The organism is Chloroflexota bacterium, assembly GCA_020161265.1.
Taxonomy (GTDB): Bacteria; Chloroflexota; Chloroflexia; order Chloroflexales; family Herpetosiphonaceae; genus Herpetosiphon.
In genome coordinates this window covers 273,657-294,555 of sequence record JAIUOC010000001.1, presented here as the reverse complement: position 1 = coordinate 294,555, position 20,899 = coordinate 273,657, and the positions used below count along the sequence as shown (strand labels likewise).

Annotated in this window: 22 protein-coding genes, 1 tRNA gene and 1 pseudogene; 6 read left to right on the top strand and 18 right to left on the bottom strand. The window is 49.3% G+C overall.

Features of this window, described 5'->3' with window-relative positions; all coding sequences use genetic code 11:
* Positions 1–206: 206 nt before the first annotated feature.
* The 10 genes and pseudogenes from LCH85_01125 to LCH85_01080 all read right to left on the bottom strand — a co-directional run bounded on the left by LCH85_01125 (position 207) and on the right by LCH85_01080 (position 9,351).
* Positions 207–283 (bottom strand) — tRNA-Arg (locus LCH85_01125).
* A 70-nt stretch (positions 284–353) separates the two neighbouring features.
* The gene (locus LCH85_01120) at positions 354–773 is read right to left on the bottom strand and encodes a DUF11 domain-containing protein (protein MCA0350571.1); all 420 of its coding nucleotides are present in this window, start codon (positions 771–773) and stop codon (positions 354–356) included.
* A pseudogene (locus LCH85_01115) lies at positions 753–1,613 on the bottom strand (hypothetical protein). The gene LCH85_01120 and the pseudogene LCH85_01115 overlap by 21 nt, the downstream one beginning before the upstream one ends.
* Before the next feature lie 235 nt (positions 1,614–1,848).
* Entirely contained in the window at positions 1,849–2,406 is a 558-nt protein-coding gene (locus LCH85_01110) for a TetR/AcrR family transcriptional regulator (protein MCA0350570.1), read from the bottom strand.
* A 131-nt stretch (positions 2,407–2,537) separates the two neighbouring features.
* On the bottom strand, positions 2,538–3,734 hold the full coding sequence (locus LCH85_01105; GenBank protein MCA0350569.1) for a hypothetical protein: 1,197 nt from the start codon (positions 3,732–3,734) through the stop codon (positions 2,538–2,540).
* Positions 3,731–4,954 (bottom strand): insulinase family protein, encoded by a 1,224-nt coding sequence (locus LCH85_01100; protein ID MCA0350568.1) that lies wholly within the window; start codon positions 4,952–4,954, stop codon positions 3,731–3,733. Before LCH85_01100 ends, LCH85_01105 begins: the two co-directional genes overlap by 4 nt.
* Entirely contained in the window at positions 4,951–6,216 is a 1,266-nt protein-coding gene (locus LCH85_01095; GenBank protein ID MCA0350567.1) for an MFS transporter, read from the bottom strand. Before LCH85_01095 ends, LCH85_01100 begins: the two co-directional genes overlap by 4 nt.
* Positions 6,213–8,912: a class IV lanthionine synthetase LanL gene (lanL, locus tag LCH85_01090; GenBank protein ID MCA0350566.1), complete on the bottom strand. Its 2,700-nt coding sequence runs from the start codon at positions 8,910–8,912 to the stop codon at positions 6,213–6,215. Before lanL ends, LCH85_01095 begins: the two co-directional genes overlap by 4 nt.
* Before the next feature lie 68 nt (positions 8,913–8,980).
* A complete protein-coding gene (locus LCH85_01085; GenBank protein MCA0350565.1) occupies positions 8,981–9,133 on the bottom strand; it encodes a hypothetical protein in 153 nt (50 codons plus the stop codon).
* A 65-nt stretch (positions 9,134–9,198) separates the two neighbouring features.
* Entirely contained in the window at positions 9,199–9,351 is a 153-nt protein-coding gene (locus LCH85_01080) for a hypothetical protein (GenBank protein MCA0350564.1), read from the bottom strand.
* Positions 9,352–9,954: 603 nt separating this feature from the next.
* On the opposite strand from LCH85_01080, the gene LCH85_01075 reads away from it, so the two are divergent.
* The 6 genes from LCH85_01075 (at position 9,955) to LCH85_01050 (ending at position 14,172) form a co-directional block, all read left to right on the top strand.
* A complete protein-coding gene (locus LCH85_01075; protein ID MCA0350563.1) occupies positions 9,955–10,641 on the top strand; it encodes a DUF2589 domain-containing protein in 687 nt (228 codons plus the stop codon).
* Between the two features lie 94 nt (positions 10,642–10,735).
* On the top strand, positions 10,736–11,512 hold the full coding sequence (locus LCH85_01070) for a hypothetical protein (GenBank protein ID MCA0350562.1): 777 nt from the start codon (positions 10,736–10,738) through the stop codon (positions 11,510–11,512).
* 51 nt (positions 11,513–11,563) lie between these two features.
* Positions 11,564–12,346, top strand: a complete 783-nt coding sequence (locus LCH85_01065; GenBank protein MCA0350561.1) for a sel1 repeat family protein — start codon at positions 11,564–11,566, stop codon at positions 12,344–12,346.
* Positions 12,337–12,705, top strand: coding sequence for a sel1 repeat family protein (locus tag LCH85_01060; GenBank protein MCA0350560.1), 369 nt, complete (start codon positions 12,337–12,339; stop codon positions 12,703–12,705). The genes LCH85_01065 and LCH85_01060 overlap by 10 nt, the downstream gene beginning before the upstream one ends.
* An 86-nt stretch (positions 12,706–12,791) precedes the next feature.
* Positions 12,792–13,583, top strand: coding sequence for a hypothetical protein (locus LCH85_01055; protein MCA0350559.1), 792 nt, complete (start codon positions 12,792–12,794; stop codon positions 13,581–13,583).
* Between the two features lie 280 nt (positions 13,584–13,863).
* Positions 13,864–14,172, top strand: coding sequence for a hypothetical protein (locus LCH85_01050; protein MCA0350558.1), 309 nt, complete (start codon positions 13,864–13,866; stop codon positions 14,170–14,172).
* Between the two features lie 6 nt (positions 14,173–14,178).
* Here the strand turns inward: LCH85_01050 and thiD are convergent, their stop codons facing one another.
* The 8 genes from thiD to cytX are packed head-to-tail and all read right to left on the bottom strand — an operon-like array spanning position 14,179 to position 20,863.
* Positions 14,179–14,973, bottom strand: a complete 795-nt coding sequence (gene thiD, locus LCH85_01045; protein MCA0350557.1) for a bifunctional hydroxymethylpyrimidine kinase/phosphomethylpyrimidine kinase — start codon at positions 14,971–14,973, stop codon at positions 14,179–14,181.
* Positions 14,974–15,594, bottom strand: coding sequence for a TenA family protein (locus tag LCH85_01040; GenBank protein MCA0350556.1), 621 nt, complete (start codon positions 15,592–15,594; stop codon positions 14,974–14,976). It abuts the gene before it with no gap.
* A gap of 12 nt (positions 15,595–15,606) precedes the next feature.
* On the bottom strand, positions 15,607–16,275 hold the full coding sequence (locus tag LCH85_01035) for an energy-coupling factor transporter transmembrane protein EcfT (protein MCA0350555.1): 669 nt from the start codon (positions 16,273–16,275) through the stop codon (positions 15,607–15,609).
* Positions 16,272–17,621: an energy-coupling factor ABC transporter ATP-binding protein gene (locus tag LCH85_01030; GenBank protein MCA0350554.1), complete on the bottom strand. Its 1,350-nt coding sequence runs from the start codon at positions 17,619–17,621 to the stop codon at positions 16,272–16,274. The genes LCH85_01035 and LCH85_01030 overlap by 4 nt, the downstream gene beginning before the upstream one ends.
* Positions 17,614–18,129: an energy coupling factor transporter S component ThiW gene (gene thiW, locus LCH85_01025; GenBank protein MCA0350553.1), complete on the bottom strand. Its 516-nt coding sequence runs from the start codon at positions 18,127–18,129 to the stop codon at positions 17,614–17,616. Before thiW ends, LCH85_01030 begins: the two co-directional genes overlap by 8 nt.
* Positions 18,130–18,140: 11 nt before the next feature.
* Positions 18,141–18,749 (bottom strand): thiamine phosphate synthase, encoded by a 609-nt coding sequence (gene thiE / locus LCH85_01020; protein MCA0350552.1) that lies wholly within the window; start codon positions 18,747–18,749, stop codon positions 18,141–18,143.
* On the bottom strand, positions 18,739–19,551 hold the full coding sequence (thiM, locus tag LCH85_01015) for a hydroxyethylthiazole kinase (protein MCA0350551.1): 813 nt from the start codon (positions 19,549–19,551) through the stop codon (positions 18,739–18,741). The genes thiE and thiM overlap by 11 nt, the downstream gene beginning before the upstream one ends.
* Position 19,552: 1 nt before the next feature.
* On the bottom strand, positions 19,553–20,863 hold the full coding sequence (gene cytX, locus LCH85_01010) for a putative hydroxymethylpyrimidine transporter CytX (GenBank protein ID MCA0350550.1): 1,311 nt from the start codon (positions 20,861–20,863) through the stop codon (positions 19,553–19,555).
* Positions 20,864–20,899: the final 36 nt, after the last annotated feature.

The window sequence follows — 20,899 nt, the reverse complement described above, 5'->3', positions numbered from 1 at the left end:
CGAACACCGAGCTATGATTAAGCTGCGGCATAAATGTGCAGGTCACCAGCATAGCAGGGCAGCAGTCCATTGTCACTAGGAAGATAGGCTAGAACGGTTACTAAAACTAGGGTGATTCCTAAGTATTAGGCTGGTATGTTCCGAAGATTATACGCTACACTGGGTGATGAGTCAGCTAAAGTTTTAGATTTACTGAGAGGAAGAATTGGCACGGACGGCGGGACTCGAACCCACGACCGTCGGTTTAGAAGACCGATGCTCTATCCAACTGAGCTACGCCCGCCAATAATGTAGGGTCACAGTTACCCATGACCCCTAGAGTATAGCATATTCTCTCAACTTGGTTGCCAGCGCTACTTTAGTTTGCGCACAACTGGCGACCAAACTCGATAGCCGTTGGCAATAATGCTCGCTTGAACGGTTGCTGCGTTAATTTGGGCAGTATTGATAATAACACGCCGCTCATTGGTGCTCACCGTTGCTCGAAAGCTAATCACGGCACTCTGCGAATTGGGAATTGTGCCGCTCCATTGCACACTATTGTTGCTAATGCTTGGTGCAGCCAAATTGCTAGGGTTGATCGTGGCACTCGCTGGAACAATCGTCAAGCCATCAGGCAATTGATCATTCATAGTTTGAGCACTACCAGTCCCAACAATTGTAATTGCATAGCGTAATTGTTGACCTTGATCAACCCCGCCAAATTCGGCAAGTTTGCTTGGTTGGGGTGCGGCACTAGCGACAACTCCAGCTGAATCAGCATCGAGTTGCAGGCTTGAGCTATCGACAGCTTCGAAATGATCGCCGCGAATTTGATCAAACGAACTGACTAAATCATCATCATCCCAATTAGGGTTAGGTGCGCCTGAAATATACCAATCTGAGCCATTATCAGCCACAATGATGCCATAACGTTGCATCGCACGTAAAATAACTTGCATGTCGCTTGAAAAACCCGAAATATCAAAGCTTGATTTCAGTCGAAAGCGCATGCCCATGGGTGGCACATTCAGATCGGTAATCGATGAAGCAAAATGGCGAGCTGGCCAAACATAGGCTTTTTGTGAACGTTGGATGGTAAAGCGAATCGCATGCTTAATTTCGCCCGCCTGAACTTCTTCATAGCGCACTAAGCCAGGTAAAATCGGCAAGCCCGCTGCATCGGCAGAAGTCCACGTATCAGGGCGCAGCGTATTCGAACGTAAATCAAAAATCGCCCCATTACTGGCATTCCAGGTCGTATCATTGATCTTCGTGGCATTATAAAGCTCATAAAGCTTACATTCGCCCTCGCGAACGACTAACACATGATGGTCGCTGCCATGTTCACGCGGCGCATTCGGCGGCACTGGATATTGGCCTGAGCCAGTCGTTGGGTCGCTCTCATCAGGATAATCAACAAAATTCACGGTTACAGTTGGTTGATTAGCGGGCACAACCACATAGGGAATCCCAATATCGCCACCATTCCACCGGGCCGCACCAAAATCGGGGTGCAAGGTTTCGCTGCCACCGATACTCGTAATATATTGGCTTGAACGGGGATGCACTGGCAAGTTATCAATCGGCGTATTCCAAATATTATCAAGCGGAAAAACTGGGCACTGGCCAATGGTTGGTGAACTTTGAGGGCTAGGTGGAAAATCAGTCGGGTTGCTGGGGGTGCTGTTGGCAACTGGAGCACTCGGCCACTCGGCACTACAAGCAGCAATCAGATTAATAACAAGCACAAGAACGATCATCCGACGCATCAAGACCTCCTTTGGTTTGCTGCGAATCATCAAGCATCGCCATAGGCAGTCTACCACAGCATTTTTCGACTGTCGCTAGTTAGCTCGAATTAGGATGTTACTCGCTAGCACTTGGCTCGCTCATTGGCCGAATTAGCAATTTATTGACAAATTCGGCCATTTGGTCGGGCGTGTATTGCGTGCCACGCTCAAACCACCAGCGCATCAACGACATCATGCTGGACACAAAATGATAGGAAACTAAATCAGTTGGTAGGCCACGCCCGGCAAACGAGCGCTCGCCCTCAGAAATGCCAAACTCAATCATTGGCCCGAGTAATTGTTCAGCAATTGGGCTGCGTAGTAACACCCGCAAGACATCGCGATATTGATTGGCAAAACGAAAGGCATTCAGGGTATTTTGTTCGGCAGCAATCGTCGAATCAGGCGGAATCAAAAATTGCTGGCCCTCGATCAACATTTCACCAACCACTGCATACAAAAGCGCCTCTTTATCGGGATAATGGCGATAAAAGGTTTTATTGCCAACATTAGCCCGTTGAATAATCGCCCGTACAGTCACGGCCTCGTAGCCTTGCTCAATAATTAAGTCAATAAACGCTTGGCGCAAAGCCTTGAGCGTGCGCTGAATTCGAATATCCTCTTGTTGCTGCATAGAATGTTCCCTCGAATCGATCAATTAACCATACTAGCTAGCTATATAACACACATTGTGTCATATATAGTATAGCATAAGCAATTCAATCGAATGAACAATGCAACGATATTGAGTCTACGACACAGCTACTAGCCTGAATGGTGGGCAACAATCAGCGTGCGATATTCTGGAATAAAGTGCTGCTGGATGCGCTGCGCTACAGTCGCAACATCAAGCGTTGTTAAGGTTTCGTACAAATGCTCAAGACTGGTTTGTTGGCGTTCGATCGTCTGTAATTCGCTGAGCAACTGTTCAGGCTGCTCATAACGAATCGCATACCGCAACAACAAATGGCGCTTAAGTTGGTCAAGTCGAGGCTGATCAAGCGTCATGGCAAAGTGCTCAAGCTGGGTCTGCATTAGATCGGCAAGTGCCTGTGGTTGGCTATGACTAATACTAATCGCACTATAGCCAAAATAATTATCGCCACTATATTCACCCTGCGCTCGTAACTTGCCCAAAGGGCTGCCCACGCCCAATAATCCTTCTAAAACAAGCTCGCTGGTTAATCGACGCTCAAGCCAAGGAATGGTTAATTGATCTTTATAGGCGATTCGAATTGCTGGCTGGGGATTATTGCTGGCGATTCGTTGGATTGGCATGCGCGGGTAGGGCGGCTCCTTAGGCAATTGATCATTGATCCAAGAATTGGGATGCGCTTCACGCCAGCCAGATCGATCAAGTTGATTCAAACGCTCTGATGGCCCCGCCAACCACAGCGTCATATGCTGGGGCTGATAAAACGCTTGATGCAGGGCTTGCAGCTCAGTCAAACTAATTTTTGCCACATCAGTAACCGTTCCAGTCACTCCATGGCGAATCGGATGCTGTTGATAGAGCGTTTCCAACATTGTTCGATACAATTGATACTTGATTTGAGCCTCACGCTGGCGAATTTCATGGGTAACAATCTGTTGCTCCTGCTGTAACCACGCGTGATCAAAGTTGGGGGTACACAGCACTTCTAGCGCATGTTCAAGCTCTGACCAAACCAGGTTGGTTGTCCATGTATTAAATTGAGTTGTCCACCAGCTGGTTAATGCATGATATTGAGTCAGCGAGTGTTCACCGAAAGCAGCGGCAAGTTGCTTGCTAAGCAAATGTTCGAGCAAATGAGCAGCACCAACTGGAATAATCATGGGTGGTTGAGCAGCAATCCAAGCGCCACAACTGCCTAAAGGTATAACAATCCTAATCAGGATGCGTTGCCATGTTGGCTGTTCAACCAGCGCAATATTAAAGCCCTCGACATGACGATAACGGCGAACTGGCAAGATCTGCTTCATTGAGCACCTCGAATGTTGACCAAAGCAGCTGGTTGCAGCTGTTGCAACGCTTGGCCCAAGGCTTGTGGGTCAGGCGAAAACGTCAGGTCTTGGCGTGGAATAATTGGTTGGCCTAAGAGATCCAACATCACACAATGATCGAGCAAGCGGCGCGGATTCTCCCACAGTAAACACTGCTCACGATCAAGCATTGCTTGGGCATAGGCTTGTTCATCCAAGCCAAAGCGGCCTGTTTGTAACTCGGCTAGGGTTTGCTCAATTAATTGTTGCGCCAAGGGCTGGGCTTGATCAACTAACAGACTTTGCATTGCAACCATGCCATTTAGCCGATTGGCATGAACTTTAATCGCATAGGTCAATTGATGTTGTTGGCGTAATACCTGCAACCAACGTGATCGCGGAAACGCCCCCAATAAGCCAAGGCTTGCTTGAAACATCGCATAATTTGGCGCAGCCAAGGTCGCACCACCCGACCAAGCCATGCTCATTTGTGAGGGGATATGGGGTTGATATTCATGAATTAATAAGCGTTCGCGTGCGGTTGCTGGAGTCGGATCATAATAGCGCAATGGCTGACGTTGGCCGATCCATGGTTGCAACCATCCAGCAACCATCTCGCCAATTGTTTGGGCAGCATCGGCTACTACCAGATAGACAATTAATGGCGCTTGCTGGCTGATCGTGCACCAGGCGGATTCGGCCTCGGCGGCATGCTCCAGCCCTTGGCTAGCCCCTCTTGCCTCATCGGGCTGAAGAGCTTCGAGACAACGGGTTAGGCTAGCAAGTTGCGGATTAGTTCGTTGTTGCAGATACTGTTGTTCGACCATGCGCCGCGCTTGTTGCATACGCAGCTCAGCTGAATCAGCTTGATCAAACAATCGTTGCTCGAAAAGCTCAGTTAACATTGGTTGGATTCGCTGCAAGGCTGCGGCTAGCTCACTTGGCGTAGTAGCTTGGCTGACCCAATACCAAGTCAAAGTTGTAATGGTTTCGCGCTGACTAGCCAGCCATTCGGGAGAAAAGCCAGTTTGATTAAGCCATGATTGGATCTGCTGTGGTTGTTGGGCACGCTGTTGCAGTAATTGGCCAAGCATATAGTTGGCAAATGGCGCTAACGGCGATTGCCAGACCAACCACATGGTCGTTGTCCAAACTGTTGGGGCTTGAATGACGCGCAGATACACGCCAGGAGCCACTTGCAATTGCACAACCTCGCTCATAATAAAGCTCCCTCAGAGCGTGGGTCTGGTTGCGGCTTGTGATAATACAATGCCCGCCAAGCACCAAAAGCCACCAAAGCGGCCCCAATGCTATAGACCCATTGCACCCCAATTTGGTCGGCAAGCGCACTGCCAAGCGCAATTCCTAGGGGATTAGCAATATTAGCGATCATGCCAAAAAGATTGAAAACTCGCCCGCGCAGATGGCTCGGCGTTTCTCGTTGGAGCGCAGTATAAACTGGCATTTGATTAAAAACCAAGGCCATGCTCATCGTCGTTGTCAAAAAGAGGCTCAACGGAACCCAAGTTGACCAGCCTAAACTCAAAGCACTGAGGCTAGCGCCAATTAATCCAAGGCTGATTGATTGATTGAGGCTGAGTTTTTGGCCCACCATCTGAAGCAGCAACCCGCCAATAATTCCACCAATGAGGCTTGCTGTGCTTAATAAGCCATAAACACTGGGGTCTGCGTTCAGCACGGTTGTTACCAGCGCTGGTGTTAGGGTTGAATAGAGCGCACTCCCAAAATTAACCACAATCACAATACTGCTCAAAAAGCCCAATAAATGGCTCAAACGCAGATAATCGATCCCCTCGCGCATATCTTGCCAGATGGCTTTAGGGGTAACAGCTCGCCGTGCTTTAGGGGTTGTTGCCGCCAAAGATGGCAACCATAATAACCAAACTGCTGAGAAAACAAATGAGAGTGCATTCAAGCCCATGGCCCATTCAGGCCCAATCCAAGCGATCAGCAGGCCAGCAATCGCCGTGAACCCAACACCCATCATGCGGCTAGCCATATTGGCGGCAATATTGGCGGCAAGCAAGGTTTCCGAGGCCAGTAGATCGGGCATGGCGGCACTACGCGCTGAGCCAAAAAACATACCAACAATGCTCAGGGCAAAGCTTACCCCATAAAACAGCCACAATGGTGGCTGATCAGCGAAAAGCATCGCGACCACAAGACTGGCTACCAAGATCGCCCGCACAAGATCGGCAACCACCAAAATAGTTTTGCGATTCCAACGATCAACTAATGTGCCAATCAAAAAGCCAACCAGTAATGTGCCAAGCAGCCCAGCGATTGCCACCCCACCGGTTTGCATCGCCGAGCCAGTGCGCTGATAGATAAACCACATAATTGCCAATTTATAGAGAATATCGCCAAAGGTTGATACAAGCTCTGCCGTAAAGAGAATGCGGAAGTTGCGGCTTGCGATAACCAAACGCCATGCATGGCTGGTTGAAAGTGGTTGTTTCATCCGATACGCTCCTCGGCTACAGCACTGGTTAATGGTAATGCGACAGGATGCGCTAGATCTATGGCGGGGTTAAGCCGTAGGAGAAATGCGCCAACTCCAGCATTGCCAACCATCAAATCGGCATTAAATGCGCCAGAGCCATCCGATTCCCAGAGATATACGCCATCAGCATTATGGCCGCGCAACAGTAATAGTTGGGCTAAATCGGCGGCTCGTTCGCGCCAAATTGGCTTTCCGGTCGCCTTGGCAACTTCGATTAAGGCGAGGCCAGCCCCAGCAATGCCATGGCAAATGCCTGCTGGAGCGCCTCGGCAGCCTAACCAAACACTCATCGCCGCTTGTTCAGCTAAATCAGCATAGCGTTGTTCGCCCGACCACGCATAGAGACGCGACCAAAAAAGACTTACGCCCCCAGCACCATTACAAAAATGCGGCCAGACCAGTTGATTCTGAACTGAGTGAGGCCAACTAATTCCAGCACCATGGGCCACGGTAAGCTGGGCATCAATCAAGGCTTGAGCAGCCTGTTGAATCGGCAGATCAAAAAGCGGATCATTGGTTAATTCAGCAGCGGCAATTAAGAAACTGCCAATGCCTGCATTCCCATGGGAGTAGCCATAGTGGATATCCGGCGCTTGACCCATCACTAATTCCCAGCCGATCCCACCATGCAATGGCACAGCCTGCTCGACCAACTGCTTAGCAATCGTGCGGACACGCTCAACCCACTCGGCTTGCGGGAACGCTTGGGCCGCCGCCAGATAGATCCAGCCTAAGCCAGCCAAGCCATGAGCCAAATCAGCATGCAGACATTCCATCTGATCAAGCCGTTCAAGCAGGGCCAGTAATTCTACTGGGGCGTTAGTTAAACCGCGCTGTTTGGCAACCGCAATCGCCAACCATGCCACGCCGCCACAGCCAAAATAGAGCCCAGGAATCGTCGCCAAATGCGGATTACGCTCGATCCAAGTTAATGACCAGGCCAGCGCTGCCTCAGCCTCAAGCAAAAAGTGCTCTTGGCCAGTCGCTTGATAGAGATCAAGCAGAAAAAGGCCTGTGCCAGAAGCACCATATTGAATTGAGATTGGCAACATCGTGTAGCCACCACCACCGTGCGGCCAATAACTTTGCGGATTATCAGGCTGGGCAGTTTCGAGTATCCAAGCTCCAAGTGCATGGGCAGTTGCTTGAGCATCAGGAAGGGGAAATACTGAGCCAGTCTCAGCAGCAGTGTGAGCACCGTTAAAGTAGCTCGTAATTTGCGCAGAAGCCACTGGCTTTGCTTGAAGATCGTTGGTAGCCAGCAAGGCTAAGGTTAATTCGCGTAAATGGGGCGGTGCATCGGGGCGCAAATGATACAACAATTGACGAAAGCGATCCATTGTGGGCTGCTGATCAGCGGCAATCAACGGATTCGTCAAGGTTAATAAGAAGAAGAGCGTTGCGCCAAAAGAAAAATAATCATCAGCAAAACTTAACTGATGTTTGGAATTACGGCTAGCATCACGCGCAAACCCACGCGTCCATCCATAAAAAGCTGGAGCTTCATCTTGAAGGCAATGGCTAATTTCAAGATCGATTAATCGAAGTTTTCCATCAGGACACACCATAATATTATTTGGATTGAAATCGTGTAAAATGATATGCTGTTCATGCGCTATGCTCAACATCGACCAGAGAGTTTGGGCAATTTGCTCAATCTCACTTAAGCTTAAAGCCTCGCCAATTAAACTCCGCTGGGTTAACCACGCACGCAGTGAAGTGCCTTCAATATATTCTAAAACAAGGAAATGATTATCTTCTTGGATGAAGTGTTGATAGACTTGGGTAACAAAACCACTTGCGCTTAGTTTGGTCAACATGGCATATTCATGCTGAATCCGCGCCCGCGCATCGCGATCGTAACTATCGGTACAGGCAAAACGCCGCCCTTCTTTGATCACGACTAAGCGTGGCGGATTAAGCGAGCGATCATCGGCCAAATAGACTCCACCTTTCGCAGTTTGGCGGAGCGCCTTGCGAATCCGATAGCGTGTTCCCAGCATGCCGGACTGAGGCTTAGAGCGTTGAGTTAGCCCTGCAGCTTCAAAAGGGTCAGTTACCCAAGCCGGCTTGGAAAACCAAGGGTCGCGTTTATCGGGCACCGTTGTGCCATCGGGAGTCTGCAGCAGTGGAATCACCACGCCAACTGGTGAAACGCTCATATGCGGAGCAAAACCACCATACCGATAGTGAACCAAACTATGAGGAACCAGCACCTGATCACTTGGAATCGCTGGCCCAGCCAAACCAATGGTTGCTTGATGTAATTGTTGGGCTAAATCAACCGCCTGTTGATCATTCGCTGGATAAACAGTAATAAACTTACCTACTTGACTCCGCTGACCAGGCAATCCTTCATTTAATACTGCAAGCGAAGCAATGCTTTTGCTAAGTTTGAACTCAACTCCAGCGGCAAGCAGAATTGGTAAAACGCGTTGGAGCACATGCAGGGCGCTGGTAGGGGTCGCAGAAACATGCAATTTCCAGCCTTGGCGCGGCGGGCGACATGCTGGCAAACCAGCAAGTTGTAACCATTGGCCATCAATCGCCACCTGACGCTCAGGCAGAGCTGTGATATGTTCCGCCACTAAAGCCTGGAGCGGCTCTTGCAGATTAAGCTTAATACCGTTTGAACTCCTTGATTGATCAGACATAGCAACTTCCTTTAGCCTTAACAAGTGAAGCTGGGAGCCATGCGGCCCCCAGCTTCGCAAGAGAATCTTTATTGTTGTTCAACCACACCCGTCCATGCGCAAGTCCATGCGCAGGTCCAGGTACAATCGGCAGCATCAGCAGCAGTATCGCCTTCGCCTTCAAATTTGTGCAATTCAGCGACGCTTACTACTTCTTCGTCGATCAACAAAGTGGTTTCCATGTAGAGATTCCTCACAAACTAAAAGCTGATAATCAAGAAAGAACAACAAGAGAACTAATGCGAAATTAGAGTTGTTCGACGACACCCGTCCAACCACAAGTCCATGCACAGGTCCAGGTGCAATCAGCAGCATCAGCGGCAGTATCGCCTTCGCCTTCAAATTTATGCAATTCAGCGACACTTACTACTTCTTCGTCGATCAACATGATGTTTTCCATGAATGGATGTCCTTTCTGAATAGGTTCGGAAGGATGAGAGAGGTTTACTTGCAAGTAAAGATCAAACACTGTGTCTGCCGTTAGTATGCCAAATTGCCCAAGCCTGATAAACCGCCAAAGCGATAGTAAAAGCGATAGCTAGCTGATATATCACTTTTTTCAAAAACCGATACATTTTTGCAAATTCAGATTAGCTAATTTGATTAATAACTTTATTTAAATGTTGGGATAAATTGAAGTAGATTTCTACAAAACCTCAAGTAGCCAGAAATAGTGCTGGCTACTTTGTCACGATATTGATCAATAGCTTAATTGCGGTTAAACAGTTCGTTTAAAGCGATTTAAATATTGCTGTTGACTTCTATTACAATTGATAGTAATATAGTGCTAGGCCATAAATATATTTAAATATTTCTGAGAATTATTTAATCAGTAATTTACTTAAAAGTTATATGTTTGTAACTATTTAATCGTATGCGTTATAACTTTCAATCTCCTCGATTCACATTAACGCATCAATAATTTTATCAATCTATTCAGCATTCCTTCATCGCGTTACAATAATGGTAGTGATATGTTTTTGCACATGAAAGGGAGCAATTCATGCTCAGTCAAGGCAAAGAACTAACAGCCATCGATTTTTCGCACATTATTGGAGGTCCACTCGTTGCCGTTATCAACGCCCAAGCTCAAGCCGCTAGGGTAACCGCAAACTTCCTACAATCGGTTGCATTTGAACCCTATCAAGACAACCAGCCTGCCAAGCTTAAAACCGTCGAGTTTGATTTTCAACAAGTTGTGGCAGGGCTGCCTGATAGCCTTGGCGATCAAAGCAAAATTAAAGTTCCCCTCATTACCATGATCCCGATCCCATTCATCAGGGTCGATAACATGACAATTGACCTGAATGTGAATCTTCATGACACTAATGTTACTAAGATTAGCAACGATTTTATGTTCAAATCCGAGGAAAATTCAAGCGAGGGCGGCGGTTTCTTGGGTTGGGGTGAAAAATGTAGTATGCAGGCTACAGTCTCTGATCAAAATACTTTTCAAAATGATCAAACTACAGACGACACGTATAGCCTTAAAGTAACCGTCCATGCTGTCCAAGATCAGATGCCTGCTGGGATGAGCCAAATCATTGGAATTTTTTCAACAGTGGTACAACAGCAAGCAGCACTGATCCAAACAATCATGACAGCATCAGTCCAAGCCCAAACCCAACAAATTAAACAAGGTATGCAATCGACAACCAACCCTACAACCAACCCTACAACAAAACCGTAGCAATAGGCATTTAATCTTCAATTTCGCCGATTAAATTCGTAAGAGCATAGTTTAATCAAGCTATGCTCTTTTTGGCTAGGAGATCGTTCGTTTCATGGCTCAGACAACATTAAAACAATTGCTTAGCGCTATTCTACACGACATCATGAAATCACGGGCGATTGCCGATCAAACTAGTGCACATTTGGCCAAACATTACTTACAACATGAATATCTAAAAGGCTTTCCGATTCCTAGAATGCATATTAAGGATATCGAGTTGGATCTATGCTTTGCAATTGCCTCAAGTAGCAACGAGCAAAGTTCAGAGGATCATTCACAGGCGAAACAGGCAATGTTAGACCAAACTCAAATATTATTGAATGAGCTTACGGCAGATAACGAAATAGCCAAACTTTTTAGCCAACATGCCCAAGTTGCAGATACTTGGCAAAACAGCCTTCCCAACCTGTTAAGTGCGATCCAAAATGTTGCTTGGACCGATCAGGCAACTTCAGCTGCAACCATTGCTTTTGCGCTTGAGAATTTTTTTTACGCGATTGCAGCCAAAACCGCAGTACCTGAATTTATGATTGCAATCGACACTGCCATTTATCAACGCGTAGGGCAACAACCAACTCAAACCCTGCGCGATGCCCTGCAAATGATTTTACAACAATCAAATTCAACCACAGCACCGCACTTAGAACAGCTATCAAGCGAAGAGGTCGATTTACCCGAATGTATGATCTTGATTGCCAAATCCGAGCTCGAAACCCTGTCAGATTCACAACTACAACGGATCAAGCTAACCTTGGGATCAGCGGATCGAAAATGGATCAAGACTAATAATCAAACTGGCGAAGAACGTTACATCTTAGATCATCACTAATCCTAGCAGGCTTTACAGGTGAACAGATCGCTTTAGTCAAAGAGCAGGATGATGCAACTAGATATTGATCAACTTACAGAACAAGCCCAAGAAGGGCATGGCTCAGCTCAATTTCTGTTAGGCATGGCTTATAGTATGGGCTGGGGGGTGGCGATCAACCAGCATCAAGCGCTCCATTATTGGAAACTTGCTGCCGAAAATAATATTGTGGATGCGCAATTTTTGCTAGGCCAATCGTACCATTTTGGCAATAATATTGCTCAAAATCTGCCACAAGCCGCATATTGGTACGAGCAAGCAGCCAATCATGGCCATGTCCAAGCCCAATGGAATATCGCCAGTATGTACCTTTCGGGCACAGGGGTTGTCCAATCTGAAGCCCAAGCAATCGTTTATTTAGAAATGGCAGCCCAAAGCGGAGCCACACCAGCAATGACTGCCGTAGGCCGCCTTTATCAAGAAGGGAAAGGCGGCGAAATTCGGCTCGATAAAGCGTTTGATTGGTTCTCGCAAGCTGCAGCCCAAGGCAATAGTGAGGGCCAATATTCGCTTGGGTTGATGTATAGCGACGGCGAATACGTTGCCAAAGATTTACAACAAGCAGTGGGGCTATTTCAACAGGCAGCTGCCCAGAATTTCGCCTTGGCCCAATTCGAGCTAGGTAAATGCTATAGCTATGGCCAAGGCCTCGAACAAGACTCACACCAAGGCCTCTATTGGTTACAACAAGCCGCTGCCCAAAAACACCCGTTGGCAGATTACGAGCTTGGGCGGATGTACCTCATTTGCGGATCGCCGCCGAAGCTGGCTACATTGAGGCTCAAATGCTCCTAGGGATGCTCTATTATAAGGGTGAAGACGTTGAGCAAAATTACGCTGAGGCAAGCCAATGGTTTAAGCAAGCCGCCGAAGTAGGCCATCCCGAAGCCATGTTTATGTTAGGCTTGCTGTATCTCAATGAACTTCACTTATATCCTCAAGCCTTCCATTGGAACTACCAAGCAGCCCACAAGGGCTTACCAGCAGCCCAATATAATTTGGCCTATCAATACCAGCACGGTATAGGCACTACTCAGAATCCAACGGAAAGTCTCGTTTGGTATCAGCGTTGCCGCGATCTTACCCATGGCACATTACAACAAGAAGCTGAATCAGCGCTACGAACGCTTGAAATTAACGCATCTACCAGCTAAATGTAGGATTCGATTGCAACAATCGAGCATAATTTCAGTAAATTGTGCTCGATTGTTGTGAACTAGCTCAATTAAGCGAGGTTACGATGCCCTACGAACTAAATCAACCTGTCACCCAACATGGCGGGACAAATCAATGTTGGTGGCTTTCCATGTTAGATATCCTACGCCAAAAAGGAGTCATTAATCAGCAGGTGATCACTCGTCTACTCAATAATCAACCTATTCCAGCTATTCAAGGGGATGATGTTTATGGGCCTGAATGGCAACGCGTTATTATGGATGTGTTGCAGAACAATCAAGGGTGGCAAATTGGGCCTAAAACGACCGTAATGGTATCCAATCGGCCAAGCCAACTCCAAACAATGTGTAATATTCTTGGCTTGAGGAATATCCAATTTAGAAAAATCATGTTAGTTCCTTCAACCTGTCAAGATCGTTTTGGGGAACTCAATATTGGTGATTATGTACAAGTTGATAAAATCGTTGGAGTCGGAACAGGTCATGCAATGGTAGGGCAGGTTTCTCGGGATAGTAATGGGAAGAAATGCATCGAGTTTTATAATCAGCAAACTGGAAGTCGAGGGATAGCACGATTGCAACCAATTAATGATCAGTTAAGCGCACAACCTGTACCTCGTGGCCGTTCTCAAGCACCAGTCGCTACGCGAATACAACCTACAACTCGTGGTCGGTCTCAAGCACCAGTCGCTACGCGAATACAACCTGCACCTCGTGGTCGGTCTCAAGCACCAGCTAGAACGCAACTACCTCCCAGACAGGTTCCAGCTAGACAAGGCCGATCACAAACACCGACATTATTCAACCTCCGAACAGATAGAGGCACCGAACTTAATATGTTGATCGTCGTTAGTTGAAATTACTTCGCTTTCAGGCAAAAAAGGGGCGTTTATGCCTTACTACAACGGTTCACAAGGCGCAACTCGCTCTAGCTTAAGGCAAGGCTCAAGCCGAGATTGCTTTGTGGTTGCGCCTGTCGCTGCCTATAACCTGACGAATCTGGTAACAGCTGAGCTTAATACAATCAGGATTCGAGTTGGGCCACGGTTAGGTGGAACTTCGGATACGACGTTTCGTAAGTTGGGACTATACCCTCGCAGTTGGGCATTAGCCTATCGGGGCGAATGGACAAACATTATGCGAACTGCGATTAACAACACCATCCCCTTATGCATTGGTATCCATTGGTATAATCTCTTAGACGACGATACGCCTGATCCTGATCATCAAGGCAACCATGTGATCTATGCAATTGGCTACGAAGGTAACCATCTGTATGGCCGCGATCAACAGCATAACCAATTGTTGATTAAAATTAACATGGGCAGCCCAAATAAACAGAGTGATATTTTTGTTGTTGGCAGTCGTACCCGTCGCCGTTGCGAGGTAAAGTGGCTTGGCGTAGGCTGCCAAGATCAAAACCAAGCTAGGCAGCTTTTTAGCTAATTGCGTTTAAACAGTTCGCTCTTTCAGCCAAGCCCAATGATTAACCGGACTATGACCAGCCCCAATCGATTCAGCACTCGCAATCGCCTCGTATAAAAATGCATGCGCTTGGCAAACCGCACTCACCAAATCTTCGCCTCGCGCCAACAATGCCGTGATCGCCGCCGCATAGGTGCAGCCAGTGCCGTGGGTGTTGAGGGTATCGATTCGCTCTGAGCGCAGTTCGAGCACCTGTTGACCATCGGCAAATAAATCCAGTGGCTGGCCTTTAAGATGCCCACCTTTGAGCAAAACTGCCTTGGATCCAAGCTTCAGCAAATCATCCAAGGCTGCATACATGGCACGTTCATCATCAATTTCGCGGCCCAGCAAAACGCTGGCTTCGGGCAAATTGGGTGTAATTAGGCTGGAGATTGGCACTAAATGCTCACGTAAAGCCTGCACCGCATCCTCAACCAATAAGCGATCGCCACTCTTGGCAACCATCACCGGATCAACCACCAACGCCACAGGATATTGGCGCAGGCTATTCGCGACCGTTTCAATGATTGCAGCATTGCCAAGCATGCCTGTTTTAATCGCATCGGCCCCAATATCCGCCAACACCGCCACGATTTGGCGTTCGATCAAGCTTGGGCTAACTAATTCAAAGGCTTGAACCCCAAGTGTATTTTGAGCAGTGATCGCCGTAATAACGCTGCTACCATAGACTTGATAGGTATGAAAGGTTTTGAGATCGGCCTGAATGCCCGCGCCACCACCCGAATCGGAGCCAGCGATGGTTAATGCTTTTGCTCGCATTTAGTTGCTCCACACTGCTTCAAAAAAATCGTATTCACATTGCATAGCATAGCGATAGGCTTGAGCGGCACTGGCTAGATTGTAGCTATGTTGATTGACCAGTTGCTCCAATTGCGTTGCCAAGGCTTCAAATTCGTTGCTGCTATAGGTTTCAATCCAAGCGCTATAGCGGTGGCTAGCGGCTTGGGTATTCACTAGATTCTGTCCAAGGTAGGCATACAAGCGCATGCAGGGAGCCATCGCTGCCGCCAATGTGCCCAAATCGCTCGACCACGCCGTCAGTTGCAAAAAATCGGTGTAGCGCTGGGTCGCTGGGTTGGGCTGCACCACGCTTAAATCAACCTGCCAATCGGCGGCAAAGGCTTGATGCAGTTGTAACTCTTGGATCACGCTGCCAGCCAGCTGATGAAAGATGCACACGCTCGTCCAATTTGGCGCTTTGGCCGCTGCCAAACTATACGCCCGCGCAAAACTTTGTAGAAAAAAGCTATCTTGCCCAATATAATCAGCAAAGCGTTCGACACTCAGCTGACCAGTTGCCAGCCCCTGCACAAACGGGTGCTGCAAACAAGCTTGGGCTAATAAACGATTTGCTTGCCAAAAATTCGCCGCATAATCCATGATTGTTCCTTATCAATAGAACCAAATCAGCAAACTGAGACCACTAATCACAAGTAAACTCCAATCCCGCCAACGCCACGGGTATGCTTGCAACATCGTTGGGCGTTGGTCGCTCAGGCCACGGGTATGCAAGGCTTCGGCCAAATCATCGGCATGCTGCAAGGCTTGGGCTAGAATCGGCAAAACCAGCCAACGCCCATTCCACAACAGATACCAGCGATCAGTGCGTATACCTCGGCTGGCCAAGCTGGCTCGCGTTTGTTGAACAATTCGCTGCATCGCGGGCAGTGTACTCAAGCTACCTTCGAGCAAACGCACCAGATTTAATGGCAAGCCAAGTTGGTATAGGCTGTCGATCAAGGCGCTTGGCTCGACCAATACAAATAGGCATAAACCAACAATCCCCAAGCATGCCAGCCGCAGGCTTGCTTGGAGCGCAATCAACCATGTGCTGCTCAGGCCTAAACTCAGCCCAAGCAAGCCACAACTAATCAGCATCAGCCCGACATGCGGCCAAATTGCCGCGCGAATGCGCCACCCAAGCCAGCCATAGATCAAGCTCAGCGCCAATAATTGCTGCCACCAAGCATCAAGCCAAAGCAAACTATGACCAAGCGCGGCAACCAAGGCCAAGCATGCCAGTGGATGCCAAAACTGAGCTGTTGGAAATGGCTCATTCATGGGCTAGCCGTTGCCTGAGGCAAATGCAACCAACGCGATGTTAAGCTGGCTAGCCAAGCTATATCATGGCTGCTAATCAAAGCTGACACCTGTTGAGCCAAGCTTTGTAAAAGCTCACACAATTGCCAGCGGCCTGCGTAATCCAAGCCTGCGGTTGGCTCATCGAGCAGCAGCACGCGCGGTTTGTTCAACAGTGCACAGGCTAAAGCAACCCGCCGTTGCTCGCCGCCACTCAACTGAAACGGCGAACGCGCCAATAATTCAGCCAAGCCAAAACGCTCGATCAACTGATCCCGCCACGTTGGATCAGCACAGGTGAGTTCTTCTGCCACCGTTGGCCGATAGAAAAAGCTACGCAGATCTTGTGGCAGGCTCGCAAGATAGCTAGCCCGTTGATCAGCCCGTTGTTGCGTAATTGAGTTCTGTTGATAGCAGATCCAGCCAGTTTGGGGGCGCAGCACACCGCTGGTTAATTGCAAGAGGCTGGTTTTGCCGCTACCGTTCGGCCCAACCAAACCAACCCGGGTACAATCAAGCTGCTCGCTAAAGTTGGCTAAAATTGGGCTTTGGTTGCGCTTGTAGCTAAGTTGATGCCAGGTCAGCATCGGCTCAACGCTTGATTTACTTTGTATAACAGACCATTCTTCGTCTTGTACAATCTCAGCGACAGGCCCATCGTAGACTAATTGGCCCTTTTCAAAGCTCAAAGCGCGGGTTGCCAAATCGCTCAGCAATTGCGGGCGTTGCTCGGCAATCACGACGCTTGTGCCTTGCTGCTGCAATTGCTGAATCAGCTGGCGCACCAACTGCACGCCCGTCGCATCCAACGCAGCACATGGCTCATCAAGCACCACCAAAATTGGGTTACGAGCCAACAAATTGGCAAGTGCTAAACGCTGAATTTCGCCGCCAGAAAGGCTTTGCGGTTGGCGTTGCAGCAGCTCAAGCAACCCAAAACGTTCCGCCAACTCGCTGACCTTGGCAGCGATCGTTGGGCGCGGCAAGCCTTGTTGCGCCCAACTCCAAGCCAGATCACGCGCAACCGTGTGGCCCAAAATTTGGTTGGCAGGTCGCTGACTCAAGCTGCCAACCAATTGGCTCCACATTGGCGAATTAAGTTGCTCAGTCGCATGACCCGCAATTCTGACCGAGCCAGTTTGTTGGCCAGCATAGCGATAGGGAATTAGGCCATTGAGCATGCGGCAAACCGTCGATTTACCAGCGCCATTGGCTCCCAGCAACAACACACATTCACCCCGCCCCAAGCCAAACGACCACGGCCCAAGCTCAGCTTGCGCTTGGGCATAGCGAAAACGATAATTCTCAACGACAACAAGCTCACTCATCGGCGGGCAACAAACGGGCTTTGCGTAATAATCCAAGACTGGCCAAGGCCAACAACGCCCCAACCAAGGCTGAAATTGCAAATGGTGTGAGCATGGCAATCAAGGCTGGGCTTTTGCCCATTGCCAACGGGGCAACCAACAACGCCGCCACTGTCGCGCCAATTAAGCCAGTGCCAACCACCTCACCGAGCACTGCCAACCAATCGTTGCGCCAACGTTGATACAGCAGGCCCGCCAAAAGCACGCCGATCATGCTGCCAGGGAAGGCTAAGGGCGTGCCAGTACCCAACAAATTGCGCACCAACGCCATCACAAAAGCTATCGCCAAGCCCCACCATGGCCCGACCAACACCGCCGCCAACACGTTAATTAAATGTTGGGTTGGCGAGATTTTGGCAATTCCGGTCGGGATGCTAATGGGCGAGAGTGCTAAGCCCAAAGCTGCCAAGACAATGCTATAGGCCAAGCGCCGCGTTGATTGGCGCTGTTTTTGAATTAAACTGGTCATCTATCATTCCTTTAATGTGCGAGAAATTCACGACATACTTGGGTTGAATTGGTCGCATTCAACAAGGCCGAAACCACCACAATACCAGCCACTCCGCAAGCTCGCACTTCTGCAACGTTATGTTGAGCAATTCCGCCAATCGCCAGCACTGGGCAATCCACGGCCTCAACAATTGCCCGCAAGCCTGCCTGACCTAAGGGCGCACCAGCATCAAGTTTGGTAGTGGTGGCAGCAAATGGCCCAACCCCAAGATAATCAACGCCCAATATTGCAGCCCGTTGGGCATCGGACACCCCCTCAGGCGAGTAGCCAATCAAGCCATTAAAACTGGCACGAGCCAAATCCAAGGGCAAATCATCAACGCCCAAATGCACGCCATCAGCCCCAACCGCCAAGGCCAAGCCCAAATCGTCGTTGATAATTAAGGGAATTTGGGCAATCTTGGTGAGTGGCAGGATGGCTTGAGCCAGTTGGGCAGTTTGCCGCACGGACAAATTTTTGGCACGAAGTTGTAATATCCCAATCCCGCCAGCCAGCAGCGCCGCAGTCATGGCCAAAGGATCGCGCGAGCCAAGCGTGACGGTATCCAAGACTGCATACAAACGCCAATCAATCTGCATCGTGCTGCTCCATGCGATAGTTAAGCCGACGGTTATCAATTAATTCAGCAATTGCCCCAAGCTGATCAAACAGAGCCACCCGAAAACTGGCTGGGCCAAGCGCATGCATAGCCGCAACTTCAGCCGCCATTCCGAAGCCAGCGAGTGCGCTAACAGTCGCCAACATGACATCATTGGTAACCGCAGCGAGTGCGCCAATCAGGCTGGTTACAATGCAACCAGCGCCAGTAATTTGGCTCAGCCATTGATGCCCATGCTCAAGCTGAATCCAATTCATGCCATCACTAACCACATCGATTACGCCCGTTAGGCCAACCACACAGCCATAGCGCCGTGCCAATTGGCCTGCCACCAGCACAGGATCATGCCAAGCGTGACCGACATCAACGCCATGGGCCACACCTGTTTGATCGAGCAAGGCCAAAGCTTCGCCCACATTCAAGCGCAAAATGGTTGGATGAACGGTAGCAATTAATTCTAAGGCTGCTTGCTTGCGCCAAGCGGTCGCGCCAACCCCAACCGGATCAAGCACAATTGGCAGATTTTTGGCTTGGGCAGCCCGTCCAGCTTGGGCAAGTAGTTGCATTCGGTCGATCGTTGGCGTGCCCATGCTCAAAACAAGGGCACGATTGTGCAACTGGCTAAATTCGGCTGGCTCGATCGCCATAATTGGCGCAGCACCAACCGCCAGCAAGGCATTGGCCAAATCATTGGCCGTCACCAAATTTGGCACAGCATGCACCAATGGGCGTTGCTGACGTAATGAATGCCAACAATCAGCAATGCTGCTTGGTGTCAACAATTTAGGCCGCACGTTGCAAGGCCGATTGCTTGGTAAACAAACCAATTTTGCCTAACCCCCAATAGATCAATCCAGCGCTCACAAGGCTTGGAATCGTTGCGCCAAAGGTCGGATACCAAGCATTCAAGCCATGAAACAGGCCAATTCCCAGAATCCAAGCCACTAAACCGCGCCAATTCAGGCCAGCCTGATACCAATATCGCCCATTGACACGATCTAGTTCGATTACGTCAAGTTGGCGCTGGCGCAACCCAAAATGATCGACCAGCACAATCCCAAACAGCGGTGCGAAAATTGAGCCAAGCAACAATAAAAAGCCTTCATACCGCGCCATTGGCACAACCAAGGCCACACCAGTACAAATTAAGCCAAAGGCTAAAGCCAGCATTTTGAGGCTAATGCGGCTACTCAAATGACCCGCCGAAACTGCCGCCGAATAAATATCAGCAAAGGCATTATCCGATTCATCGACCAAAATTAGGCTTAGAGCCAAGGCTCCCCCAGCCGCGCCCAAAATTGTGGGCAGCACTTGTTGGCCCACCAAACTTAGGGTGAAAACCACGCCCAAGCCATAAAACCAAACATTTGCCGCGAAATTGCCCAAACCACTGCCCCAAAAGGTTGACCGCGCACCCTTGGAGTAGCGAGTGTAGTCGGCAATCAATGGCAACCACGAAAGTTGCATCGCAATCACCAGATCGAGTGCTGTGCCAAAACCCAACTCGCCAGTTGCTTGATGGGCAAATAACTCAGCCAAACTGGTTAATTGAAAGGCTTGGTAGCTCAGCCAAAGCGCCGAACCAGTAACCAACCAAATGCCCCAGGTGCGCAAAAACCGCCGCACAATTGTCAGTGGCCCACCCCAGGCCATAGCCGTCACCAGCACGCCCCAAAGCACCGTCCAAATGCTGGCGGGTAGATCAAGCCCAGCGCTACGGGCAATCGCATCAGTCGCTTCGCTCATCACAATAATTTCAAAGGCACCCCAGCCGATTAATTGGATGAGATTGGCGATCGTAGGCGCAATCGCACCGCGAATGCCCAAGGCTGGGCGCAACAAGGCCATGGTTGGCAAGCCCGTATCGCTGCCAATCACGCCGACCAAGGCCAATAGCGCAGCACCAACCGCCGAGCCAAGCACGATCGCCAAACAGGCCATGCCAAAACTCAGGCTTGGCACCAACAAGGCTCCGGCGCTCAGCACTAGCAAGCCCACCCCAAGGCTCGACCATAAGGCAAAACAATCGTGGAACCCAAACGAACGTTGATCCTTGGCAACCGGATCAAGCACAGAATCAGGCGATTCCTGCATAAAAAGCACCTCCACACGGGCGTGCGGTAGGCGTTG